Source organism: Streptomyces rishiriensis, from assembly GCF_030815485.1.
GTDB lineage: Bacteria > Actinomycetota > Actinomycetes > Streptomycetales > Streptomycetaceae > Streptomyces > Streptomyces rishiriensis_A.
Genome location: NZ_JAUSWV010000002.1, coordinates 1,270,818 through 1,294,095, shown reverse-complemented (window position 1 = coordinate 1,294,095; position 23,278 = coordinate 1,270,818). Strand labels below are relative to the sequence as shown.

The window sequence follows — 23,278 nt, the reverse complement described above, 5'->3', positions numbered from 1 at the left end:
GCCCAGTCACCCACGTAGTTCATCCGAGTCGCGCGCTTGCGGGGACGGGCACAGGATCGAGGAACGCTGACGTCGCATCACCGCGGCCGACGTTCACCTATCCCCTCCGCGAAGGAGATGTGCGCAGGATGACCACCACGTCCGAACGTGTTGCAGGTTCGCGGGCGCGACAGGCGTCGCAACGTGTCTCCCAGTCCGTGTTCGACGGTTCCCGGCTCCGCGTCGTCCTTCTGGTCGACGTCTACGACGGAGCCCAGCAGCAGTTCCTCGAGGCGTACGAGCAGCTCTGCAACCAGGTCGCGTCCGTCCCCGGGCACGTCAGCGACCAGCTGTGCCAGTCCATCGAGAACCCCTCCCAGTGGCTGATCACCAGCGAGTGGGAGAGCGCCCCGCCGTTCCTCGCCTGGGTCAACAGCGAGGAACACGTGGCGATGGTGGAGCCGCTGCACAGCTGCGTGCGCGACACCCGCTCGCTGCGCTTCCACGTCGTCCGCGAGACGGGTGGCCCGGCGGCGGCCGCCGACCAGGCGAAGCGCCGGCTCCAGACGGCGCCCAGGATCGGCGACGGCGTGATCCGGCACGCGCTCACCTTCACCGTCAAGCCGGGCAGCGAGGAGATCGTCGCCAAGATCCTGGCCGACTACGCCTCGCCCGAGCCGCAGGTCGACGACACCACCCGGCTGTGCCGCACCTCGCTGTTCATGCACGGCAACCGGGTGGTGCGGGCCATCGAGGTGCGCGGCGACCTGCTCTCCGCGCTGCGTCACGTCTCCCGGCAGCCCGAGGTGCGGGCCGTCGAGGAGGCCATCAACCCCCATCTGGAGCAGGACCGGGACCTCAACGACCCCGAGTCCGCCCGGGTCTTCTTCACCCGGGCCGCGCTGCCGGCCGTGCACCACGTGACGGCGGAGCGGCAGGACGCGCAGGCCGAGCGGTACGCCCTGTACTACCCGACCCGCCCCGACCGCGGCATGAAGCTGGCCGAGCTGCTCGCCCGGCAGGACGAGGCGGCGGCGGACGACCCGCGCAGCCCGGTCCTGCGCAGCACGATCTTCCAGCGCGACGACGTCGTCGTCCGGCTGATCGACGTGCGCGGCGGACTCGAGGCCGCCGACCCCGTGCAGGCCCTCGGTCTGTCCGACCCGGCGCAGGTGGCCGAGCTGACGACGCTCGACGCCGGCGGCGCGTCCGCGTCGAAGGACGGCCGCCTCGCGCGCTTCCTCGAACTGGCGCGCATGGATCTCGTCACCGACCGCCGGTCGCCCGACGCCTGATTCGTCATCACGTGGCGGGGGCGGTGCCCCGCCCCTGCCACGTCGGTGCAGTACACCATCGGAGGAACGTCGTGATCACTTCTCGTCACAGAATCATGGATCTCAGCGAGGTCGAGCCCAACACCCGGCGAGGCGGCGACCTGCGCGCCATGCTCACCCCGGCAACGGTGGGCGCCACCAGCGGTTTCATGGGCGTGGCCCTCATCCAGCCCGGCGACCGCATCGGTGAGCACTACCACCCGTACTCCGAGGAGTTCGTGTACGTCGTGTGCGGACAGCTGGAAGTGGACCTGGACGGCGAGCCGCACCCGCTCCAGCCCGAGCAGGGGCTCCTGATCCCCCTCAACGTGCGCCACCGCTTCCGCAACGTCGGCAAGGTGGAGGCCCGGATGGTCTTCCACCTCGGCCCGCTGGCCCCGAGCCCGCCGCTCGGCCACGTCGACACCGAGGGAACCGAAGCCGAGCCCGCGGTGGTCGGGGCGGAGTCGGCCGAGCGACGTCAGGTGCGCTCATGACGAGACGAGTGGCGGTCACCGGCATAGGCATCGTCGCCCCGGGCGGCATAGGCGTCCCGGCGTTCTGGAACCTCCTGGCGGACGGACGCACGGCGACGCGGGCCATCACGTTCTTCGACCCGGCCGGTCTGCGGTCGCGGATCGCCGCCGAGTGCGACTTCGACCCGGCGGCCCACGGTCTGGACGCGACCGACGTCGAGCGGTGCGACCGCTACATACAGTTCGCCCTGGTCGCCGGGGACGAAGCGGTACGCGACGCGGGTCTCGACCTCGCCGCGGAGAACCCCTGGCGGGTCGGCGTCTCGCTGGGCACCGCGGTCGGCGGCACCACCCGGCTCGAGAGCGACTACGTCCTGGTCAGCCACGGCGGACAGCGCTGGGACGTGGATCACCGGGAGGCGGCCCCGCACCTGCACCGCGCGTTCACGCCCAGCACGCTCGCCTCGACGGTCGCGGAGCGGTTCGGGGCACGCGGTCCGGTGCAGACCGTCTCCACGGGCTGCACCTCCGGGCTCGACGCGGTCGGGTACGCCTTCCACACCGTGGAGGAGGGCCGGGCCGACATATGCATAGCCGGCGCCTCGGACTCGCCGATCTCGCCGATCACCATGGCGTGCTTCGACGCGATCAAGGCCACCTCCTCGAACAACGACGACCCGGCCCACGCCTCGCGTCCCTTCGACGCCGACCGTGACGGGTTCGTCATGGGCGAGGGCGGCGCCGTACTCGTCCTGGAGGAGCTGGAGCACGCCAGGGCCCGCGGCGCGCACGTCTACTGCGAGCTCGGCGGGTACGCCACGTTCGGCAACGCCTACCACATGACCGGACTGACCAGCGACGGCCTGGAGATGGCCCGGGCCATCGAGGACGCCCTCGGCCACGCCCGGCTCGACCCCACCGCGATCGACTACGTCAACGCGCACGGGTCGGGCACCAAGCAGAACGACCGCCACGAGACCGCCGCGGTGAAGCGGGTCCTGGGCACGCACGCCTACGACACGCCGATGAGCTCCATCAAGTCGATGGTGGGGCACTCGCTCGGCGCGATCGGGGCGATCGAACTCGTCGCCTGTGTGCTGGCCCTGGCGCACCAGGTCGTACCGCCGACCGCGAACTACGAGACACCCGACCCCGAGTGCGACCTGGACTACGTCCCGCGCGTGGCCCGTGAGCGCAAGCTCGCCAGTGTGCTCTCGGTGGGCAGCGGGTTCGGCGGCTTCCAGTCCGCGGTGGTCATGAACCGGCCGAGGGAGAAGACACGATGAGCGAACCCCTTCCACGGCGCGCGGCCGTCACGGGAATCGGCGTGATCGCGCCCAACGGAGCCAGTACCGAGACCTTCTGGAAGTCCACCCGGGAGGGCATCAGCGTCCTGGACCGGGTGACCCGCGAAGGCTGTGAGGATCTGCCGCTGCGGGTGGCGGGCCAGGTCCGCGACTTCGACCCGTCGGCCGCGATCGAGGAGCGCTTCCTGGTCCAGACCGACCGGTTCACGCACTTCGCGATGGCCGCGGCCGACTTCGCGCTGGACGACGCCCAGCTCGGCCGGCCGGAGACCGACGCCGCCCCCTTCTCCGTGGGCGTGGTCACCGCGGCCGGCTCCGGCGGCGGCGAGTTCGGGCAGCGGGAGCTCCAGCAGCTGTGGGGCAAGGGCAGTCGCTTCGTCGGCCCGTACCAGTCCATCGCCTGGTTCTACGCCGCCAGCACCGGCCAGATCTCCATCCGCCGCGGCTTCAAGGGCCCCTGCTCGGTCGTCGCCGCCGACGAGGCCGGCGGCCTGGACGCCCTCGCCCACGCGGCGCGTGCCGTGCGCCGCGGCACCGATGTGATCGTGGCCGGGGCGACCGAGGCGCCGATCGCGCCCTACTCGATGGTCTGCCAGCTTGGCTACGAGGAACTCAGCACGGTCGACGACCCGACCCGCGCCTACCGCCCGTTCACCTCCGCGGCCTGCGGGTTCGTGCCCGCCGAGGGCGGTGCCATGCTCGTGGTGGAGGCGGAGGCCACGGCCCGGGAACGGGGCGCGCGGGTGCAGGCCTACCTGGCCGGGCACGCGGCGACCTTCACCGGCGCCTCCCGCTGGGAGGACTCCCGGGAAGGGCTCGCCCAGGCCGTCCGGCAGGCCCTGGAGGAGGCCGACTGCGCTCCCGAGGAGATCGACGTGGTCTTCGCCGACGCCCTCGGCGTACCGGAGGCCGACCGCGCCGAGGCACTGGCGATCGCCGACGCCCTCGGGGCACACGGCGCCCGCGTGCCCGTCACGGCTCCCAAGACCGGGATCGGCCGGGGCTACTGCGCGGCGCCCCTGATGGACGTCGCGGCGGCGGTGCTCGCGATGGAGCACGGCCTGATCCCACCCACCCCCAACGTCTTCGACATCTGCCACGACCTCGATCTGGTGACCGGCCGGGCCCGTACCGCCGAGGTACGCACGGCTCTGGTGCTGAGCCGGGGACTCATGGGGTCGAACTCGGCGCTGGTGCTGCGGCACGGCGCCACCGACGCCTCGTAGCGAGGCGCCGCGGAGCAGTAGAGGAAGGGAATGGCATGACTGACCGCATCACTGTGGAAGAGCTGGCCGAACTCATGAAGAAGTCCGCCGGTGTCACCGTCGCCCCGGAGGAACTCCGCCGCGACGACGCCGGCTTCGACCGCCTGGGCGTCGACTCGCTCGGCCTGCTGGGGATCGTGGGCGAACTGGAGAACCGGTACGGCACGCCGATGCCTCCCGACGCCGAGCGCTCCAAGTCGCCCCGGCAGTTCCTCGACCTCGTCAACAGCGCCCTCATGACAGGAGCCTGAGATGACCGGACACACGCAGAACGAGATCACCATCGCGGCGCCTCTGGACCTGGTCTGGGAGGTGACCAACGACCTGGAGAACTGGCCGCGGCTGTTCAGCGAGTACGCCTCCGTCGAGATCCTCTCCCGGGAGGGCCGTAGGACGACGTTCCGGCTGACCATGCACCCGGACGAGAACGGCACCGTGTGGAGCTGGGTCTCGGAGCGCGAGCCGGACCGCGACACGCTGACCGTCAAGGCCCGCCGGGTCGAGACGGGGCCCTTCGCCCACATGGACATCCACTGGCGGTACGAGGAGGTGCCGGCCGGCACCCGGATGATCTGGACGCAGGACTTCGCGATGAAGCCGGAAGCGCCGGTCGACGACGAGTGGATGACCGACAACATCAACCGGAACTCCAAGGTCCAGCTGGGCCTGATCCGGGACCGCATCGAGAAGGCCGCCGCCGAGCGCGGTGCCACCCGCGGTCTGACCGACTGAGCCGGACGGAGAGCAGCACCATGCACCAAGCCCTGATCGTCGCCCGGATGGCCCCGGGATCGGCGCCCGACATCGCCAAGGTGTTCGAGGAGTCGGACCGGGGAGAACTGCCGCGGCTCGTCGGCGTGAACCGGCGCAGCCTGTTCCAGTTCGGCGACGTGTACATGCACCTGATCGAGTCCGAGCGCGAGCCCGGACCCGCCATCGCCAAGATCACCGGACATCCGGAGTTCCGGGACGTCAGCGAGCGGCTGGCGGCGTACGTCAGCGCGTACGACCCCGAGACCTGGCGTTCCCCGAAGGACGCCATGGCGCAGCGCTTCTACCTCTGGGAGCGTGAGCCGGCCGGCTGACCTCCGCCGACCATCACCGGTCGCCGGGCCCGCGACGCTGCGGGCCCGGCGACCGGTGGTCTGCGCGGGCTACGCGGATCCGGGGATCCGGGTCACGCGTCGGATCACGCGGGGACGTGGCAGTCGAACGCGTGGAGGTAGGGGTTGACCGGGCTGATGTCGTCGATGACGAGGCCCGCCTCGGTCAGCCGGTCCACCATGCTCTGAGTGGTGTGCTTCGCCCCGCCGACGTTGAGGAGCAGCAGCAGGTCCATGGCGGTGCTGAACCGCATCGAGGGCGAGTCGTCGACGAGGTTCTCGATGACCACGACCCGGGTCCCGGGGCCGCCCGCCTCACGGACGTTGCGCAGCGTGCGGGCCGTGCTCTCGTCGTCCCACTCCAGGATGTTCTTGATGACGTAGACGTCGGCCTTCACCGGGACGGCCGTACGGACGTCGCCGGGCACCACGCGCGCACGGTCCGCGAGGTCGCCGCCCGCGAGCAGGCGCGGCACCGCGTTCTCCACCACCCGGGGGAGGTCGAGCAGCGACCCCTGCATCGAGGGGTACTTGTCCAGCAGGCTCGCCACCACGTGCCCCTGGCCGCCGCCGATGTCGGCGACGGACGAACTCCCCGTCAGGTCGAGGAACTGCGCGACGTCCCGCGCCGACTGCACGCTGGAGGTCGTCATGGCGCGGTTGAAGACGTCGGCCGACTCCGGGGCGTCCTCGTTGAGGTAGGGGAAGAACTCCTTGCCGTACAGGTCCTCCACCACGTTGCGGCCGGTGCGCACCGCCTCGTCGAGCATCGGCCAGGCGTCCCAGGTCCACGGCTCGGTGCACCACAGCGTGATGGCGCGCAGGCTGTTGGGGTCGTCCTCGCGCAGCAGCCGGGAGACGTCGGTGTGCGCGAACGAGCCGTCCGGCCCCTCGGCGAAGACGCCGTAGCAGGACAGGGCCCGCAGGAGCCGTCGCAGCGGGCGGGGTTCGGTCTTCACCGCGGCCGCGAGGTCCTCCACGGCCGTGGGGCTGTCGCCGAGGGCGTCGGCGACGCCCAGCCGGGCGGCCGCGCGGAGGGCGGCGGCACAGGCCGCCCCGAAGGCGAGTTCCCGCAGCCGCATCGACGGTGGAGGGGCAGACTGAGCGGTCGTCATGTGCCGCCTTCCTTCCTTCTGGGAGTTCGTGGGGGTCAGCACAGACCGGCGGGCTTCGACGAGCGGCAGGAGTTGCCTTCGAAGGTGTTGCCCTTGCCGGTGTCCGTGTTGACGAGGTCCGGCGAGTTGCCGCGCAGCAGGTTGTCGCTGATCCGGTTCCGGTCGCTGGTCGTGCCCACGAAACTCTTGAACAGCACGATGCCGCCGGACAGCGGGGACTTGCCGACGTTGTCCTTGATCACGTTGTGGGTGACCAGGCTGTCCTCGGCGCCGGTGAGGACGATGCCCGAGCCCTGGAGGGCGTCCAGCCGGGCGGTCTTCGGGCAGGACTTGTTGTTGCGCTCGATGCGGTTGTCGCGCACCGTCACGAAGCCGGCCTTCGGCTTGTTCTCGTCGCCGACAACGAACACGCCCGCGCAGTTGCCCGTGAGGTGGTTGTCCGCGACGGTCAGGTTGCGCAGGCGGCGGACGGTGACGCCGATCCGGTTGCCCTCCAGCCGGTTGTGCTCGACCACGGTTCCCTCGGTGTCCGTGGCGCCCTGCTCCTCCTTGATGGTGTTGGCGAGGAACAGACCCGCGTCGCCGTTGTCCCGGGCGGAGTTGCCGCGGAACACGCCGTGGACCGAGTGCTCCGTGGCGATGCCCCACACGCCGTTCTTCACCGCGGTGACGTGTCGCACGGTCAGCCCGTCGGCCTCCGTGGCGTAGACGCCGGTCTTGGCGAAGCCGCTCACCGTGAGGGAGGCGACCGTGACGCCGTCGACGTTGTGGTCCTTCGTGCCCACGACGCAGATGCCGTTGCCGGCCGCGGCACAGCTGTTCGCGGCCTTCGTGGCGCCCGATGCGGTGCTCGGGGCGGTGCTGCCGGTGCTCGCGGCCGTCTCCGGCTGGAGCACCGTGCCGCGGCCCACGCCGCGCAGGGTGAGCCCGGGCGTGCTCACGTCGACGCTCTCGTGGTAGATGCCGTGGGTCAGCAGAACGGTGTCGCCCGGCTGCGAGGCGTCCACCGCCTTCTGGATCGATTCCCCTGGGTGGACCACATGGACTGTGTGGGCGGCGACCGGCGGAGCGGCACCGAGCCCCGCTCCGATCAGTGCCGCCGTGCACGCCAAGTATGCGATATGGCATTTCTTCATATTGTGCACGTTATGACCCGATGGCTCGAAAGCGGTGCGATCGGCCATCCAGCGGCGTGTCCCGTCGGCCGCACGCCGCACGCCGCACGCCGCACGCCGCACGCGCATGCCCGCGGCCGCCTCGGTGGTGGGGCGTCAGTCGGTGCGCGGACGGCGGCCGCTCCGCGGCGCGCGCCGGGAGAGCCGCCGCGGTCGGGCGCCGGCCTTCGTCGGCGGTCGGTCGGAGGGCGGCTCGTCGGCGGGCCGCGTCCCGGCCGGCTCGTCCTGCCACGACTCGTAGTCCGTGAAGGCGTCACCGCGGTCCTGGCCGCCGGAAGAGATCGCGGCGCCCGCGAGCGAGGGCCGCGGGACGTTCTCGAGCAGGGCCAACGTCAGGGTGTCGGAGTCGGGCAGGACGCCCGGCAGGGGCTGGGTGACCGTGTCGGGCAGCATCACGAGGGACGCCGTGCCGGACTTCTCGCCGGAGGGACGCAACCGGACGCGGATGCCGTGCCGTTCGGCGAGCCTGCCGACCACGAACAACCCCATCTGCCGGGACACGCCGACGTCGACGGTCGGCGGGTCGGCCAACTTGCGGTTGATCACCGCGAAGTCGTCCGCCGCCAACCCGATGCCCTCGTCGTGGATCTCGACCGTGATCCGGCCGTCGGGGAGGCGCACCCCGGTCACCCGCACCTCCGATTGCGGGGAGGAGAACACCGTGGCGTTCTCCAGCAGTTCGGCGAGCAGATGGACGAGGTCGGGCACGGTCCGGCCGTCGATCTGGGCCTCCGGCAGTCCGGAGAGCCGGATGCGTTCGTACTGCTCCACCTCCGAGCAGGCCGCGCGGACGACGTCCACCAGCGGCAGCGGCCGGTCCCACTGCTGGGCGGGCCGCTCGCCGCCGAGCACCAGGAGGTTCTCGCCGTTGCGGCGGACCCGGGTGGCGAGATGGTCCAGCCGGAAGAGGTTCTCCAGTTGCTCCGGGTCGGTCTCGAGGTCCTCCAGGCTGGTGATGAGCGCCAGTTGACGTTCGATCAGGGACTGTCCCCGGTGCGAGAGGTTGGTGAAGACGGCGTTGATGTTGCCCCGCAGCCGGGCCTGCTCGGCGGCGAGCCGGACGGCCTCACGATGGACCAGGTCGAAGGCCCGGGCGACTTCGCCGATCTCGTCGGTGGTGTGGATCGGGATCGGGACGACCCGGGTGTCCGCTTCGCCGGCGTCGGGTCCGGACATCTGGTCGATGAGGGCGGGCAGCCGCCGGCCGGCGATCTCCATGGCGAAGGCGCTGAGACGGCGCATGCCGGTGCTCATCGTGCGGGCCACCCAGGACGCGAGCAGAAAGGCCACGAGCACCGAGGCCAGCACGAGCGCCGCGTTGGTGACGGCGTCCCGGCGCGCGTCGTCGGCGATGTCGTGGGCGCTCGCGAGCGCGGCGTCGGTGAGGTTCACCTGGATGCCCCGGTAGGCGTCGAAACCCAGCGTGGCCGCGGCGAAGAACGACTCGGGCGTGATGCCCCGCGCGGCCAGTTCCTCGGCCGGCTTGCCGCTGGCGATCTCGGCGATCATCACGTCGATGCCGGGCGGGGTGACGAACGTCCGGCCCGCCGCCGCGGCCTGTGCGGCCGCCTCGGCGGTCCGCTGCCTGCCCCGCTCCCCGGCGGCGGCCAGCGCCTGCTGGAGCTTTGTCACGTCCTCGGTGGTGCCGGCGCCCACGTACTCCTGGAGCCCCACCTGTTCGAGGTAGGCGTACGAGCGGAACGAGGCGAGCTGCGAAGCGAGTTCACCGGGGGCGAGCCGCTCGCGGTCCTCCACCAGCAGATGCGTGCCGATGGACCGGATCAGGGACTCGGCCGCCTGGGTCAGCGACACGGCGTAGAGCGTCCGGCCGATGCTCGCCTGGCTGCTGCTGCCGAAGCCCAGTTCGTTCGAGATCTCCATCAACGGGTGCTGGACGGTGTGGTAGCTCTCCTCGGTCCGCACCCCGGACATCCGGGAGGTGAAGGCGTCGGCCCGCACCGCGGCGAGCTGTGCCTCGCCGGCGCGGACCAGCTGCACGCGCCGGACGAGTCCGCCGGTCCTCGGCATCCGGGCGACCGCCGCGTCGAACGCCCGCGCGTCCGCGTCGGTGGTCCTGCGGGCCTGTACGACCGTGTCGGACGTCCTGGCACCCGTCAGCAGGGGGATGACCGACAGATCGCGCTCGTCGATCGCGTCGCTCGCGTATGTGCTCGCCGCTCGGATCAGTTCCGCCACGCGGACCGCGTCGTCGGCGGCCTGCCAGATGTCGACCGAACGTTTCGCCCGCAGGCCCCCGAGCACGAGGGCGACGAGCACGGGGATCAGCAGGACGGCCCGGAGCCGTCGGGCCACGGGCCAGTTGCGGGTGAGGGGCTTTCTTCGTCCCTCGGCCGCGGGTGAGTTCTTCGGCACGATCGACCTATCGCCTCTGGAGCGCCTCGCGCATGACGCGCCGGATACCCCTCACTACGACGCGTCGACGCCCCTGCGTTCAAAGTAGTGCAACATTCACCTAAGGCGTCGCGCGCGTGCTTCGACGAGACGTGATCAGGTTCGGCCGGCGCGTGGTCAGAACCAGTGCAGGCAGTGCGGGGGGCGTTCGGCACGGAAGAGGGCGTCGGCGAGGGCGGCCGCGCCCGGCCGGTGGGCCCGGACGTGCCCGGCACGCACGAGCGTGCTCGGGGCGGTGCCGCCGAGGTAGACCGAACCCAGGTCGCTCACGTCCAGGGACAGGTCGGGCTCCCGGTCCGTCGGGACGCAGTCGGCTACGCCGTCCCGGACGGTCAGCAGGTAGCGGCCGTGCTCGCCGAGGAACGGATCCTCGACGTCGAGGACGAGCTCGCCGTCCGTGAACCAGCCGCGCGCGGTCAGCGCACGCGGGACGTCCAGCAGCCGGACCCAGAGCCAGTCGGTGTCGTCGCTGACCCGGCCGGCCCGGAAGTCGGCGAACTGCCAGCGCAGCGGGTGCTCGGGTGGGAAGTGCTTGAACTCGACCTGGGTGACCAGGTCGTGCCCGAGCACGAACCCGGCCAGGGCCGTGAAGACGGCGTCGTCGCCGGCGACGGTCTCGTCGACCGTCAGGGTGTCGCCCTCGCCGAGGGAGTAGCAGGCGTACCCGTCCGGTACCCCGTCCGCGTCCCGGTGGACGGCGACGTAGCGCGGCGTCGTCGCGATCGGGGGCTGCCCCGCGCCCCGGGCCCACCAGCGGTGCGGCCGGGACAGCGCGCCGGGCTGTGCGCGGCGGTACCGGTCGTAGACCTCTTCCAGGATCTCGCCGCACTCGGCACGCCGCAGCAACTCGATCGTGCCGGTGTCCGGGCCCTTCTCCGGGGCGCCGGCCGTGCCGCGGGCGCGGGGGAGCGCGAGGTCGGCCCTGTGGCGCGGCACCGTCAGCCGGCGGGTGTAGGTCGCCGGCCCGTAGCCGAACCTGCGGTAGATCAGGGCCTCGGAGGCCAGCAGGACCGAGAGGAACTCTCCCCCGTCCCGCAGCCCTGCGAGCTGATGCCGCATCATCGCGCCGAGCACGCCCCGGCGCCGGTGCGAGGGCAGGACGCCGACGGCCGTCACCCCGGCGGCCGGGACGGGGACCCCGCCGGGCAGGGTGAGCTCGAAGGAGTACGCACCGGCGGTGCCGACGGGGCGCCCGTCCGCCGTCACGGCGAGCAGGTTGCGTTCCGTCTCCAGCGCCGACCACCACACCCCGCCGCCGTCCTCGGACGGGGTCTCCGGGAAACGCCCGAACGCGGCATGCAGTGTGTCGACGAAGAGGTCGAGCTCGTCGTCGGTCGTGTGACGGATCTCCATCGCTGCCGCTGCCTCCCGGTGCACCGGCGCCACGACGTGTGGCGCCCCGCCAAGTGCAGCGTCGACCCGTGGCCGGGTCAACCGGATTAAGGGCGGGCCCTGCGGCCGGCGTCCGCGTCAGTGGCCGAACCGTGCCGGCCGAGGGTCTTCACGAGGGTCGCACCGGGGCGGGTCCACTGCGGTACGGGGCGGCTGGTCGGACCCGGACGGAGGGCGGCGTACGGCGTCCCGGGACGGTCACGGGAAGAGACAGCGATGTGTCCGGAACTCGTCCGTCGGGCGGCGCGCTCGTCGGGGCGCGCACGGGCCGGGTCGGCGACCCGGAGCGACCGGGGAGGCGGGGCGGCGGTGTCGGTCACCTGTCGGGGCTGTCGGTGCGGTGTCGGTGGCTTGTCGGCCCGGGACCCGAGCCTTTCGGGAGATCCTGCCGGGCGCCCGTCCGGCAGCCGTGCGACACGCAAGGAAGCACCATGACCACTGACGTCACGATCATCGGCGCCGGGCTCGGCGGACTGACTCTCGCCCGGGTCCTCCACCTTCACGGCATAGCGGCCACGGTCTACGAGGCCGAGGTCTCACCGACGGCTCGTGCCCAGGGCGGGATGCTCGACATCCACGAGGACACCGGCCGGCCGGCCATTCGGGCGGCGGGCCTGCTGGACGAGTTCCGCGGCCTCGTCCTGGAGGGCCGCCAGGCGCTGCGGATCCTCGACCGGGACGGGACCGTCCTGTTCGACGAACCCGACGACGGTACCGGCGGCCGCCCCGAGGTACAGCGCGCCGAGCTGCGCCGGATGCTGCTCGACTCGCTCCCGGCCGGCACCGTCCGCTGGGGCCACAAGGCCGCCGGTGTCCGCGCCCTGGGCGGGGGACGGCACGAGGTGAGCTTCGCCGACGGCGGCACGGCCGTCACGAAGCTGCTGGTCGGCGCGGACGGCGCGTGGTCGAGGGTCCGGCCGCTGCTCTCCCTCACCTCGCCCGAGTACACCGGTATGTCGGTCGTCGAGACCTATCTGTTCGACGGCGACACCCGGCACCCGGCCAGCGCCAAGACGGTCGGCGGCGGGTCCCTGCTCGCGCTCGCCCCGGGCCGGGGAATCCTGGCGCACCGGGAGAAGGGCGACACCCTGCACACCTACGTGATGCTCGCCCGGTCCCGGGACTGGTTCGCCTCCGTCGATCTCACCGACGCCGCCGGAGCCCGCGCGCGGATCGCGCGGGAGTTCGACGACTGGTCCCCGGAGCTCACCGCGCTGATCACCGACGCCGACGCCGCGCCCGTCCTGCGCCCGCTCCACGCCCTGCCGACCGGGCACCGGTGGGACCGGGTGCCGGGGGTGACCCTGCTCGGCGACGCCGCCCACCTCTCGGTCCCGAACGGTGAGGGCGCCAACCTGGCCATGTACGACGGCGCCGAACTCGGCAAGGCCCTCGCCGCACACCCCGACGACGTCGAGGCGGCGCTCACCGAGTACGAGCAGGCCATGTTCCCCCGCAGTGCGGCGGCCGCCGGCGACGGCACCCGGCTGCACGAGCTCATGTTCGGCGACCACGCGCCCCACGGCCTGATCACGGCCTTCGCCGAGGACGACCGGACCCCGTGACCCCGCGTTCGTGGAACGGTCCCCACGGCCGTTCCACGAACGCCCCCACCGGTGCTGCGGTCCTGCGGTCCTCAGGGGCCTCGCCCGGCCGCTGAGCGACCCGGCCCGGCAGTCCGGCCGCGCGGGGTTCGACCGCGTCCGAGATCGGGAAGCCGGGGATGGCGCGCGCCACGGCGGCTCACCCGCGTCTGCGTGCCACCTGAGCCGGTCGCGACAACGAGTCGATGACCACCGCGGCGAAGAGCACCCCGCCCGTGATGACGAACTGCACGGCCGGGGGAGTGTCCGTGATCGCCATGCCCGAGGCGATCGACTGGATGACCAGCATGCCGAGCACCGCCGACCAGGTGGAACCGCGGCCGCCGAACAGGCTGGTGCCGCCGATGACGGCCGCCGCGATGGCGTTGACCAGCAGCACGCCCGACCCGGAACTCTGGCTCACCGAGGTGATCCGCGATGCCAGGAACAGGCCCCCGACGGCGGCCATCGTGCCGGAGGCCGCGAGCACCGCGGTCTGCACCCACGTCACGCCGATGCTGGCGCGGCGGGCCGCCTCCAGGCTGCCGCCGAGCGCGTAGACCTGCCGTCCGTGACGCGTGCGGCGGAGCACGACGTCGAGGCCGGCCACCACCACGAGGAAGATCAACAGGGCGAGGGGCAGCCCCTGGAACCGGTTGAGCAGGTAGGCGACGGCGAAGGCGACCGCGGCAAGCGCCGCGGTGCGCAGCGCGATGCCGCGCAGTGACCGGTGCGGCATGCCGATGGCCCGGCGGCGGCGCCGGTCGCGGTCGGAGACGAGGAAGAACGCGCCCGCGGCGACCGCCGCCAGGCCGTAGGCGACGGCGTCGTCGGTGAAGTAGTAGCTGGTCAGCTTGGCGACCAGACCGTTCTCGTCGAGGTTGACGGTGCCGCTGTCGCCGAGGACGGACAGCATCAGGCCGTTCCAGGTGAGCAGCCCGGCGAGCGTGATCACGAAGGCGGGCACCCGGGTCCTGGCGATGGAGTAGCCCTGGACGGTTCCCGCCGCGGTGCCCGCCAGCACCGCGGCGATGAGCGCGAGCCATTCCGGCGCCCCGTTGTTCACGTTCAGCACGGCGAAGACGGCCGCCGCGAGCCCGCTGATCGAGCCGACGGACAGATCGAGCTCTCCGAGCAGCAGCACGAAGACGATGCCGACCGCGATCATCCCGGTGCCCACGATGTCCACGCTGAGATTGGACAGGTTCCGGGGCGAGAGGAAGTTCGCGTTGAGGGACTGGAAGGTGATCCAGACGACGGCGAGGACGACTACGACGGGCAGCGAGCCCAGTTCACCGGCGCTCAGCTTGCGCCGGACGACGGCCGGCCCCCCGCGCACGGCCCCGGCGGCGGCCCGCACGCGGGTCACCACCTCGCCTCCCGCGCGGCCGGCCGCCGGTGCACGTCCTGCGCGGCCCGGCAGACGGCCCGGCAGACGGCGCGGGGGACCGCGCGGGGGACGGCCCGGGGCCCGTCACCCCCGAGATGGGCGGCCGCCCGCCCGAAGCGGATATCCGGCACGGAAACCACCTCCTTCCCGAGGAGTGTCGGGTCCGGCGGCGTCGGTTCGACGGCGTGTCCTGTCGACACGCCGTCGAACCGACGCGGGTCAGGTCAGTCCGGCTTGTTCGCAGGCGGCCGTGAGCTCGGGCGTGCAGATCTGCCGGACGGTGTGCAGGCCGTCCTTCACCACCGTGGTCCTGATGTTGCCGGCGGTCACCGACACCGGTGACAGCAGCACGGCGGCGACCGCGTCCCCGTCGCGCGTCGACACCTCGTCCTCGGCCAGCTGCTCGAGGTTCTCCCCGCGGGCCGCCGCGACGGCCATGGCGCCTCCCGCGGCCGCCTCGGGCCCGAACGGCTTGAAGACGGTCATGTACTGGTCGCCGGCGACGATGCGCCGCAGCGCGGAGAGCTCGGCGTCCTGTCCGGTGACCGGGGGCAGCGGATCGACCTTGTTCGCCTTGAGCGCGGAGATGCTTCCGGCGGCGAGTCCGTCGTTGGCCGCGTAGACCCCGTCGATGGACTCGACGCCGAGGGCCGCGATGGCCCCGGACATGTTCATGTGCGCGGTCTCCCTGCGCCACTGGAGGGTGTCGTAGGCCTTGCCGATCCTCACCTGTCCGTCGAGCACGGACCGGGCGCCGTCCTCGAACAGCTTCGTGTTCGGATCGCTGGGGTCGCCGTTCATCATGACGATCTGGGCGCCGGGAACCTTGTCGCCCATCGCCGTCAGCAGCGCCCGGCCCTGGAGCCTGCCGACCTCCTCACCGTCGAAGGAGACGTAGCCCGAGATGGGGCCCTCCGCGAGCCGGTCGTAGGCGATGACCGGGATGCCCGCCTCGCGGGCCTTCGTGACCGCCGGGCCGAGCGAGCGGGCGTCCACGGCCACGAGCACGATGGCATCGGCCCCCTTGGTGATCATCGAGTCCATCTGTTCCTGCTGCAGGGCCACATCACCCTTGGCGTTGGCGTGCTCGACCGTGCACTCGGCGCACACCTCGTCGATCTTCTTCTCCAGCAGCGGCCTGTCCTGGGCCTCCCAGCGGGGTGTGGTGACGTCCGGCAGCAGCAGTCCGATGCGCGGCCCGTCCGCTCCGCCGGAGCTCCCGTCGGCGCTCGCTCCGCAGGCCGCCAGCACGACCGCGGTGCAGACCGCGGTCAGCGCGGCGGCCGTGTCCCTGATGCAGGCCTTCATGAGTGATACCTGCCGTAGACGACAATAAGGTGAGTAGCGGTGGATATGTTCGGTTGATCCTCATATGCGATTCTGGTGGGTGGGTGCCCTGATCTCAACCTGTCGGCACCTGCGGCAGGACGGGAGGTACGTTGCGGACATGCCTCGACCGGGCTCTGACCTTCGCCGGAGCGACACTGGCAGCGGTCTACGCGCCCAGGGCCGGCACACACGAGCTCCGGCTGGTGGACACGTCCGGAAGCGTCTCTTCCGGACCGGCCCCGCCGGAGCGCCTGCCGCTGTCCGGTGACTCGCCCGCGGTACGTGCCTTCCGCACCGACCACCCCCTGTGGCTGACCGCCGAGACAGCGCTCGGCGCGCTGCCCCTCGGCACGCAGGGCAGCCGACTGGGCTGCCTCCTCGTCATGGGGGACTCGGCGGACGGCTTCGAGGCCGAGCAGCGCCGCTTCCTGGAGCGCTACGCCGACGCGGTCGCCGCGCTCCTGCGGCCGGGCGCGGACCCGCCGACACCGCTGCTGGCCCCCGCTCTGCGGAGCCTGCGCGTGGGCTCCTTCGTCCTCTGCCCGGACACCGGCCTGATCGAGGCCGACGACACCCTGCTCGAACTCGTCGGCATCGCACCGTCCGACTTCGACGGCAAGGTCGACACCCTGCTCGCGCACGCCCTCCCGGAGGACATGCACGCCCTGATGTCGGTCCTGGAGCCGACCACCGACGCCTTCGGCCGGCGGGATCTGGAGTTCCGGGTCCGCGGACCCACCGGCGAGATGCGCTGGCTGAGCCTGAGCTGCCGGGCGGAACCGGGCGCGGGGGACGGGACGTCACAGGTTCTGGGCGTGGTGACGGCGACCCCGGTGCTGCGCCGTGGCGACGACGACGTCTCCAGGATCCAGTGGCTCACGGCCGCCCTCGACGACGCCGCGACGGTCCGCGACGTCGGCCGTGTGGTGGTCGCCGCCCTGCGCGAGCCGCTGGCCGCCGACCACGTGGCCCTCGCCGCGCTCCAGGACGACCGGGTCCTGGTCACCGTCCTCGACCCACCCCAGCCCGACGCCTGGCCGGACGTGTGGCGTACCGAGTGGCGCACCGAATGGCCCGACGCGCCGCTGCGCGCCCTGCCCACCCTCCAGGCGGCCCTGCGGGACGGCCGGATGGACCTGTGGCCCGCCGGCTCGGCCCTCGAGGCCGGTCTGGCCGGCATCGGCACCGGGGGACTGGCCGTCCTGCCGCTCCCCGCCAAGGGCCGGGTCGCCGGGGTCTGCCTGGTCGGCTGGGACCGGCCGCACGAGTTCGTGCCCGAGGAACGGTCCCTGCTCACCGCCACCGCCGCCCTCGTCGGCCAGGCACTCAAGCGTGCCCACGCGCACGACGCCGAGCAGGAACTCGCGACGATGCTCCAGCGCAGCCTGCTGCCCCGTCGTCTGCCCGAACTGCCCGGCGGGACCGCCGTCGCCCGCTATCTGCCCGCCCGGCGCGGGCTGCAGGTGGGCGGCGACTGGTACGACGTCATCGCCCTCTCCGAGGACCGGGTGGCGCTGGTCATCGGAGATGTCCAGGGGCACAGCGCCGGAGCCGCGACGATCATGGGCCAGATGCGGACGGCCGTCCGGGCCTACGCCATCGAGGGCCACCCGCCCGACGTGGTCGTCTCGCACGCCAACCGGCTCCTCGTCGGCATGGAGACCGATCTCTTCGCCACCTGCTGCTACGCCGAACTCGACATGGAGGAGGGCAACGTCCTCTTCGTCCGGGCGGGCCACCTCGCACCCCTGCTGCGCCTTCCCGACGGCACCACCGAGGAGGTCGAGGTGGCGGGCGGGCCCCCGCTCGGCATCCTGGCGGAGGCGGACTTCCCCATGACCTCGGTCGAGCTGGCCCCCGGCACGGTCCTCGCGCTGGTCACCGACGGTCTGGTCGAGGCCGCCGACCTGCCCCTGGACGAGGGCATGCGCCGGACGCGCGCCGCGCTCGCCGCCGCCGACCCCGCCGACCCCGGCAGGATGGCCGACGAACTCCTCGGGGACGCCGGCCGCCGGGAGGACGACGTGGCGGTGCTGCTGCTGCGCTACGACGCCATGAAGACCCGGCCGATCCGGGCCGGCTGGATGGTGTGGCGGCTGCCCGACGCCGTCATGCACGCCCGCCGCTTCACCGCGCGCACCCTGCGCCGCTGGAAGGTCCGGGAGGCCGCGGACGCCGTGCTGCTGGTCGTCTCCGAACTCGTCACCAACGCCCTGGTGCACACCCAGGGGCCGGTCCGTCTCGACCTGGTGCTGCGCGGGGACCGGGTACGCGTCTGCGTGAGCGACTCCTCGCCGCGCGCGCCCGCCAAACCGGTGATCGTCGACTGGGAGGCGACCGGCGGCCGGGGCCTGCTGCTGGTCGAGGCGATGTCGGACGCCTTCGGCTCGGTCCCGGTGGCCGGCGGCAAACAGGTGTGGAGCGAGATCACCGTGCCGGGAGGAGCGCCGTGAGGACGCGTCGCGGGGCTGCCGTCGCGATGCTCGCCGTGGCGCTCCTGACGATGCCCCTGGCCGCCTGCGCGGGAGACCAGAAGGCGGCCGGCGAGGGCTTCACCGTCGGCCTGCTGCTGCCGAGCCGAACGGTCCCGCGCTGGGAACACGCGGACCGGCCGCTGATCCAGGCGCAGGTGAAGAAGCTGTGCCCCGGCTGCCGGACGGAGTACGCCAACGCCGAGAACGACGTCACCCGGCAGCGGCAGCAGATGATCTCCATGGTCACCAAGGGCGCCAGGGTCCTGATCCTCGACGCCGCGGACACCCGGGCGCTGCGCTCCTCGATCCAGGAAGCGGACCGGGCGGGTGTCCCGGTGATCGCCTACGACCGCCTCGCCGAGGGCCCGATCACCGGCTACGTCGGCTTCGACGGCCTCCAGGTCGGCAGGCTCCAGGGCGAGGCGCTCCTGACGGCCCTGGGGCGGCGAGCCGGGAGCGCCCGCGTCGTCATGATGAACGGCGATCCGACCAGCCCCAACGCGGAGTCGTTCCGGAAGGGCGCGCTGGACGTCCTCACCGGTCGGGTGCGGATCGCGCGGTCCTACGACACCCCGGACTGGAGCACCCAGAACGCCCACGCCAACATGTCCGCCGCCATCGCGGCCCTCGGCCCGAACCGGATCGACGGAGTGCTCGCGGCCAACGACAACATCGCCGCGGGCGTCGTCGCCGCTCTCAAGAGGGCCGGGGTCAGCGAGTTGCCGCCCGTCACCGGCCAGGACGCCGACCTCGACGCCGTGCGCCGGGTCGTCAAGGGCGAGCAGTACATGACGGTGTACAAGCCGTTCGCGAAGGAGGCCGCCGCGGTCGCCGCCATGGCCGTCGCCGTCGGACGCGGCGGGGACCCGCGTGACATCGCCACCACGACCGTCGACAGCCCCACCACGCGACGCATCCCGTCCGTCCTGCTCCAGCCGTACGCGGTGACGGCCGGGGACGTCGAACGGACCCTGGTCAGGGGCGGCCTGTACACCGAGGGCCAGATCTGCACCCGTGAGCTCCTGGCCGCCTGCAAGCGGGCCGGACTCACCCGGTGAGCCGCCGGGATCCCGTCAGCGCTGGTACGGCTGCTGGTGCGGCTGTCCGTACGCCTGGCCGCCCGCGCCGCCCGCGGCCTGCGCCGTCAACTGCTCCGCCTGCTCCTTGGTCAGCTTCTGCTCCGCGCCGCAGAAGGTGCACTGCGTCGCGTAGCTCGTCGAGACCGGGAACAGCGGCACGAAGAACAGGGTGAACTTCGTGACCCGCTTGCGCAGCGTGTGCGCGGCGGGATTGCCGCAGCGGCCGCACACGAGCGTCAGTATCGCCAGCTGGTAGAGGTATCCCTTGGTGCCGAAGATGATCACGCTGTGCTTCCTTCTGGGTGAGTGTCCGCCAGGGTGGGCTGCCGTCGGGACGGCTGTCGTACCGGTGTGCGCACCGCACAGTCTGCTGCATCGTCCTGTCACCCGGGTGAGTGGCAGGCGGGTCCTTGCCCTGGGCCACGCGGGCGACCCCCCGGCCACGACTGCGACCGCCGCCGCCGACCCACCGCCATGGTCGTCTGGCCGCCGCACGGCGGTCCTCTCGACTTCCCCGCAAGGAAGGTCCCATGCCCCGAGTCCCCCGTTCGGCGGGCGTCACCGCCGCCGCCCTCGCCCTGGGCCTGCTCGCCACGGCTCCCGCGACCGGAGACGAGCCGGCCGTCTCGGCCCCGCGCGTCGTCGCCCACTTCGACCTCGCCAAGGGCGAGACGCCGGAGAACATCGCCCTCGAACCCGACGGCTCCGCCGACCTGACGTTCTCCACCGCCCGGCAGGTCGTCAACGTCACCCCGCAGGGCCGGAGGCGACTTCTCGCGACCCTGCCCGCCGTGGCGAAACCGGCGACACCCGTCGTCGGCAGGGCGGTCGTCCTCGGCATCACCCGCGCACAGGACGGCACCCTGTACGTCAGCTACGCCACCGGCACCCCCGCGACCGGCATCTGGCGCATCCCGTCCGGCGGCGGCAAACCCCGGCAGATCGCACAGCTGCCGCCGAAGGGGTTCCCCAACGGACTCGCCCTCGACGAGCGCCGGGGCGTGCTCTACACCGCGGACTCGGCGCTGGGCACCGTCTGGCGCGTCCCGGCCTCGGGCGGCAAGCCCACGGCGTGGGCCACGGGAGCAGCGCTCGAGCCGCGCAACGCACCGCCCGCGGCCCGCGTCGGAGTCAACGGCCTGCGGATCCACCGCGACGCCGTGTGGGTGTCCAACACCAACGCCGGGACGCTCCTGCGCATCCCCGTGCTCGAGACCGGCTGCGCCGGCACGATCGAGACCCGGGCGAAGGGCCTTGCCGCGATCGACGACTTCGCCTTCGTCGACCGGCACCGCGACACGGCTCTCGTCGCCATGACCGGCGGCAGCGAGCTCACCCAGGTCCGCGCGGACGGCACCCACCGGGTCGTCCTCACCCGGCAGGACGGACTGTCCAACCCCACCTCGGTGGCCGTACGCGGCCGGACCGTCTACGTCCCCAGCGCGGCGTACTTCACCCGGAAGGACGCCAACCTGCTTCTGGCGCGTGTGCACCAGCGCGACCGCGGCTGACCGCCCGGCGGCCCCGGACCGGGACAGGAGGTCACGGGGCCGGCGGTGCGGTCAGGCGGCCGGGCGCACCAGGCCGTACTCGTAGGCGAAGGCGACCGCCTGGACACGGGCGCGGGCGCCGATCTTGGCCAGGATATGGCTGACGTGGGATTTCACCGTGGTCGGGGCGATGGACAGCCGTGCGGCTATCTCCGCGTTGGACCAGCCGGAGGCGACGGCGACGAGGACGTCGCGTTCGCGCTCGGTGAAGCTGTCGAGGCCGACCGCCCGCTCGCCGGCACGCGGGACGCGCTCATGGCGGACGGTGTCGATGAGCGCGCGGGTCAGCTCGGGGGTGATGACGGCGTCTCCGGCGGCCACGACCCGGACGGCCGCGGTCAGTTCGTGGGGGGTGGCGTCCTTCAGGAGGAATCCCCCGGCACCCGCGCGCAGGGCGGCGTAGGCGTGTCCGTCGTGACCGGTGGAGGTCAGCACCAGGATCCGCGGCGGCTGCCCGTACGGTCCGCCGGGACCGGGGAGCGCGGTGAGGCGCGGCGGGTGGGCGATGCGCCGGATGGTCCCGATCACGTCCGTCCCGGGACGGACGCCGCCGAGCAGGACGACGTCGGGACGGAGTGCCGTGCTCATCCGGACGGCTTCGGCCCCGCTCGCCGTGTCGCCCACGACGGTCAGGTCGGGCTCGGCGGTGAGCAGCATGCGCAGGCCGACGCGTTGGAGGGACTGGTCGTTGACGACGAGTACGGAGGCCATGGCTGTGTCTCCAGGCGGGTGGGGGAGTACGCCTCGCATGAACGAAACCGTTTCGTTCACTTGATGGACACACTAGCCCTCGACATCATCGAAACGGTAGCGTTTTCTTGTGGTGTGGGCCACATCCGGACAGGGCTGGCCGTGACGCCAGAGGGCCGGCCCCGGAGGTGCCGGCCCTCGCTCCGAGCGGACGTCTTCGCTACGCCCAGCAGCCGTTCACGGTGGCCGCGAGGCCGTCCATGGCGTCCTTGATGTCGTTCGGGTTGGCCGTGGAGTTGTTCTCCACGAAGGAGAAGACCTTCCACTTGCCGTCCTTGCCCTGCGTCAGACCGCTCAGGGCGATGGCTCCGGTCAGGGTGCCGGTCTTCGCGTGCACCTTGCCGACCGCGCACGAGGAGTTCACGTCGTCGAAGCGGCCCCATTCCGGTCCGAGCGTGCTGCCGGCCTCGCCGGAGACGGGCAATCCGTCGAGAATGGAGCCCAGAGTGGAGGAGTAACGGGATTCCGTCAGCAGTTCGAGGATTTCCGCCAACGTGGCCGCCGGAATGCGATTGGCCCGCGAAAGGCCGCTTCCGTCGTGGATCTCGAAATGGTCGAGGGAGACGCCGTACCGGAGGCTGAGCACCTGGCGGACGACTTCCGTGCCGCCCTCGAAGGTGGCCGGGCGGCCCGCGCCGAGCGCGGTCATCCGCAGCAGGGTCTCGGCGATGTTGTTGTCGCTCACCTTGATCATCTTGTGGACGATCTCCGACAGCGACGCCCCGGTGCCGTGCCACCGGGGCGTCGCGCGGACTCGCCCCGGCCCGGGTGACCGCTCCGTCGACGGTGACGCCGGCCGCCGTCAGCTGCTGGGCGAAGGCCTGCCCGGCGTCGATCGAGGTGTCCTGCACTCCGTGCCCGTCGACGACCAGTGCGCGCACCGGGGCGACGGAGTCGGGGTAGTAGCCGGTGTTCCAGCCGTCGGCCAGGCTCGGTTCGGCGAAGAGACTGTCGTCCACGGCGACCTTCACCGACGTCAGCCCCGCCGCCTTGAGGCCGGCGACCGCGGTCTTCGCCAGTTCGGCGAGGTCGGCGCCGGTCAGCGTGCGGTCGCCGCCCCCGACCACGGTCAGGGTGCCGTTGCCGTAGACGACCTTCGTGGTGAACCTGTGGTCCGGGCCGAGCACGGTCAGGGCGGCGGTCGCCGTGGCGAGCTTGGTGTTGGACGCGGGCATCAGCGCGGTCGCCCCGTTGTGGTCCCACAGGGTGGTGTCGGACGCGGAGTCGAGGACCACACCGCTGACCTCGGACCCCAGTCGCTGATCGAGGACCCGGCTCTCGAGGTTGGCGACCATCTGCCGGTCGTCGGCGCCGAGCGTCGGGCCCGCCGCGGTGTCCTCGGCCGTGGTGCCGATGCCCTTCTCGGCGGCGAACGCCGAGGGGCCGGCCAGAGCCGCGGAGGTGACGGGCAGGGCCAGCGCGAGCACGATCGCCCGCCGGACGCCGGCACTGCTCTGCTTGGCCTTGCGGTGCCGGCGTCGTCCGCCCGGGGCAAGGGAATGCACGGGTGTTTCCGCCGTTATGTCGTTCATGGAGGATCTCAAGGCTTTCGTGTGGGGGCGCTGCGCGAGAGAATTCCGGCGCAC

General features: G+C 72.3%; 20 protein-coding genes and 1 pseudogene. 11 read left to right on the top strand and 10 right to left on the bottom strand.

All coding sequences use genetic code 11. The annotated features are described in order from the left end of the window. The first annotated feature begins 128 nt into the window (after positions 1-128). The 7 genes from QF030_RS08115 (at position 129) to QF030_RS08085 (ending at position 5,425) form a co-directional block, all read left to right on the top strand. Positions 129-1,274 (top strand): SchA/CurD-like domain-containing protein, encoded by a 1,146-nt coding sequence (locus tag QF030_RS08115; protein ID WP_307161980.1) that lies wholly within the window; start codon positions 129-131, stop codon positions 1,272-1,274. 95 nt (positions 1,275-1,369) lie between these two features. Next, positions 1,370-1,789 (top strand): cupin domain-containing protein, encoded by a 420-nt coding sequence (locus QF030_RS08110; protein WP_307161979.1) that lies wholly within the window; start codon positions 1,370-1,372, stop codon positions 1,787-1,789. After that, on the top strand, positions 1,786-3,054 hold the full coding sequence (locus QF030_RS08105; protein ID WP_307161978.1) for a beta-ketoacyl-[acyl-carrier-protein] synthase family protein: 1,269 nt from the start codon (positions 1,786-1,788) through the stop codon (positions 3,052-3,054). The genes QF030_RS08110 and QF030_RS08105 overlap by 4 nt, the downstream gene beginning before the upstream one ends. Then, positions 3,051-4,301: a ketosynthase chain-length factor gene (locus QF030_RS08100; protein ID WP_307161977.1), complete on the top strand. Its 1,251-nt coding sequence runs from the start codon at positions 3,051-3,053 to the stop codon at positions 4,299-4,301. The genes QF030_RS08105 and QF030_RS08100 overlap by 4 nt, the downstream gene beginning before the upstream one ends. A 35-nt stretch (positions 4,302-4,336) precedes the next feature. After that, on the top strand, positions 4,337-4,591 hold the full coding sequence (locus QF030_RS08095) for an acyl carrier protein (protein WP_307161976.1): 255 nt from the start codon (positions 4,337-4,339) through the stop codon (positions 4,589-4,591). A gap of 1 nt (position 4,592) precedes the next feature. Further along, positions 4,593-5,072 carry an SRPBCC family protein gene (locus tag QF030_RS08090; RefSeq protein WP_307161975.1) on the top strand — a complete coding sequence of 160 codons (480 nt, stop codon included), beginning with the start codon at positions 4,593-4,595 and terminating at the stop codon, positions 5,070-5,072. Between the two features lie 20 nt (positions 5,073-5,092). Continuing rightward, complete coding sequence (locus QF030_RS08085; RefSeq protein WP_307161974.1) at positions 5,093-5,425, top strand: TcmI family type II polyketide cyclase; 333 nt, start codon at positions 5,093-5,095, stop codon at positions 5,423-5,425. Positions 5,426-5,529: 104 nt separating this feature from the next. Here QF030_RS08085 and QF030_RS08080 read toward each other — a convergent pair whose 3' ends face one another. From QF030_RS08080 to QF030_RS08065, 4 genes are all read right to left on the bottom strand, one after another. Next, positions 5,530-6,558: a methyltransferase gene (locus QF030_RS08080; RefSeq protein WP_307161973.1), complete on the bottom strand. Its 1,029-nt coding sequence runs from the start codon at positions 6,556-6,558 to the stop codon at positions 5,530-5,532. 35 nt (positions 6,559-6,593) lie between these two features. Further along, complete coding sequence (locus QF030_RS08075; RefSeq protein ID WP_307161972.1) at positions 6,594-7,694, bottom strand: right-handed parallel beta-helix repeat-containing protein; 1,101 nt, start codon at positions 7,692-7,694, stop codon at positions 6,594-6,596. 135 nt (positions 7,695-7,829) lie between these two features. Then, positions 7,830-10,106: a sensor histidine kinase gene (locus tag QF030_RS08070; RefSeq protein WP_307161971.1), complete on the bottom strand. Its 2,277-nt coding sequence runs from the start codon at positions 10,104-10,106 to the stop codon at positions 7,830-7,832. 156 nt (positions 10,107-10,262) lie between these two features. Then, positions 10,263-11,498 carry a GNAT family N-acetyltransferase gene (locus QF030_RS08065; RefSeq protein WP_307161970.1) on the bottom strand — a complete coding sequence of 412 codons (1,236 nt, stop codon included), beginning with the start codon at positions 11,496-11,498 and terminating at the stop codon, positions 10,263-10,265. Positions 11,499-11,968: 470 nt separating this feature from the next. Between QF030_RS08065 and QF030_RS08060 the strand changes: the two genes are divergently transcribed. Continuing rightward, on the top strand, positions 11,969-13,102 hold the full coding sequence (locus QF030_RS08060) for an FAD-dependent oxidoreductase (RefSeq protein ID WP_307161969.1): 1,134 nt from the start codon (positions 11,969-11,971) through the stop codon (positions 13,100-13,102). 178 nt (positions 13,103-13,280) lie between these two features. Here the strand turns inward: QF030_RS08060 and QF030_RS08055 are convergent, their stop codons facing one another. From QF030_RS08055 to QF030_RS08045, 3 genes are all read right to left on the bottom strand, one after another. Continuing rightward, the gene (locus QF030_RS08055; protein WP_307161968.1) at positions 13,281-14,492 is read right to left on the bottom strand and encodes a sugar ABC transporter permease; all 1,212 of its coding nucleotides are present in this window, start codon (positions 14,490-14,492) and stop codon (positions 13,281-13,283) included. Further along, positions 14,486-14,641, bottom strand: coding sequence for a hypothetical protein (locus tag QF030_RS08050; protein WP_307161967.1), 156 nt, complete (start codon positions 14,639-14,641; stop codon positions 14,486-14,488). Before QF030_RS08050 ends, QF030_RS08055 begins: the two co-directional genes overlap by 7 nt. A gap of 88 nt (positions 14,642-14,729) precedes the next feature. Then, positions 14,730-15,818, bottom strand: a complete 1,089-nt coding sequence (locus QF030_RS08045) for a sugar ABC transporter substrate-binding protein (protein WP_307161966.1) — start codon at positions 15,816-15,818, stop codon at positions 14,730-14,732. 131 nt (positions 15,819-15,949) lie between these two features. Here QF030_RS08045 and QF030_RS08040 point away from each other — a divergent pair, with 131 nt between their 5' ends. Both QF030_RS08040 and QF030_RS08035 read left to right on the top strand, forming a co-directional pair. Then, a complete protein-coding gene (locus QF030_RS08040) occupies positions 15,950-18,292 on the top strand; it encodes a SpoIIE family protein phosphatase (RefSeq protein ID WP_307161965.1) in 2,343 nt (780 codons plus the stop codon). Further along, complete coding sequence (locus QF030_RS08035) at positions 18,289-19,371, top strand: sugar ABC transporter substrate-binding protein (protein WP_307161964.1); 1,083 nt, start codon at positions 18,289-18,291, stop codon at positions 19,369-19,371. Before QF030_RS08040 ends, QF030_RS08035 begins: the two co-directional genes overlap by 4 nt. Positions 19,372-19,386: 15 nt before the next feature. On the opposite strand, the gene QF030_RS08030 is transcribed toward QF030_RS08035, so the two are convergent. Next, positions 19,387-19,677 (bottom strand): zinc-ribbon domain-containing protein, encoded by a 291-nt coding sequence (locus QF030_RS08030; RefSeq protein WP_307161963.1) that lies wholly within the window; start codon positions 19,675-19,677, stop codon positions 19,387-19,389. Between the two features lie 245 nt (positions 19,678-19,922). Here QF030_RS08030 and QF030_RS08025 point away from each other — a divergent pair, with 245 nt between their 5' ends. After that, complete coding sequence (locus tag QF030_RS08025; RefSeq protein ID WP_307161962.1) at positions 19,923-20,903, top strand: hypothetical protein; 981 nt, start codon at positions 19,923-19,925, stop codon at positions 20,901-20,903. Positions 20,904-20,954: 51 nt separating this feature from the next. Here the strand turns inward: QF030_RS08025 and QF030_RS08020 are convergent, their stop codons facing one another. Both QF030_RS08020 and dacB read right to left on the bottom strand, forming a co-directional pair. Further along, complete coding sequence (locus tag QF030_RS08020) at positions 20,955-21,653, bottom strand: LuxR C-terminal-related transcriptional regulator (RefSeq protein ID WP_307161961.1); 699 nt, start codon at positions 21,651-21,653, stop codon at positions 20,955-20,957. Positions 21,654-21,852: 199 nt separating this feature from the next. Then, positions 21,853-23,224 (bottom strand): annotated as a pseudogene (dacB, locus tag QF030_RS08015) (D-alanyl-D-alanine carboxypeptidase/D-alanyl-D-alanine endopeptidase). Positions 23,225-23,278 lie beyond the last annotated feature (54 nt).

What these genes read in the sequence shown, in the direction of transcription:
- QF030_RS08045 (WP_307161966.1), bottom strand. Translation starts at nt 15,818, where the DNA reads ATGAAGGCCTGCATCAGGGACACGGCCGCCGCGCTGACCGCGGTCTGC.
- QF030_RS08115 (WP_307161980.1), top strand. Translation starts at nt 129, where the DNA reads ATGACCACCACGTCCGAACGTGTTGCAGGTTCGCGGGCGCGACAGGCG.
- QF030_RS08025 (WP_307161962.1), top strand. Translation starts at nt 19,923, where the DNA reads ATGCCCCGAGTCCCCCGTTCGGCGGGCGTCACCGCCGCCGCCCTCGCC.
- QF030_RS08100 (WP_307161977.1), top strand. Translation starts at nt 3,051, where the DNA reads ATGAGCGAACCCCTTCCACGGCGCGCGGCCGTCACGGGAATCGGCGTG.
- QF030_RS08020 (WP_307161961.1), bottom strand. Translation starts at nt 21,653, where the DNA reads ATGGCCTCCGTACTCGTCGTCAACGACCAGTCCCTCCAACGCGTCGGC.
- QF030_RS08110 (WP_307161979.1), top strand. Translation starts at nt 1,370, where the DNA reads ATGGATCTCAGCGAGGTCGAGCCCAACACCCGGCGAGGCGGCGACCTG.
- QF030_RS08060 (WP_307161969.1), top strand. Translation starts at nt 11,969, where the DNA reads ATGACCACTGACGTCACGATCATCGGCGCCGGGCTCGGCGGACTGACT.
- QF030_RS08085 (WP_307161974.1), top strand. Translation starts at nt 5,093, where the DNA reads ATGCACCAAGCCCTGATCGTCGCCCGGATGGCCCCGGGATCGGCGCCC.
- QF030_RS08090 (WP_307161975.1), top strand. Translation starts at nt 4,593, where the DNA reads ATGACCGGACACACGCAGAACGAGATCACCATCGCGGCGCCTCTGGAC.
- QF030_RS08065 (WP_307161970.1), bottom strand. Translation starts at nt 11,498, where the DNA reads ATGGAGATCCGTCACACGACCGACGACGAGCTCGACCTCTTCGTCGAC.
- QF030_RS08095 (WP_307161976.1), top strand. Translation starts at nt 4,337, where the DNA reads ATGACTGACCGCATCACTGTGGAAGAGCTGGCCGAACTCATGAAGAAG.
- QF030_RS08105 (WP_307161978.1), top strand. Translation starts at nt 1,786, where the DNA reads ATGACGAGACGAGTGGCGGTCACCGGCATAGGCATCGTCGCCCCGGGC.
- QF030_RS08080 (WP_307161973.1), bottom strand. Translation starts at nt 6,558, where the DNA reads ATGACGACCGCTCAGTCTGCCCCTCCACCGTCGATGCGGCTGCGGGAA.
- QF030_RS08075 (WP_307161972.1), bottom strand. Translation starts at nt 7,694, where the DNA reads ATGAAGAAATGCCATATCGCATACTTGGCGTGCACGGCGGCACTGATC.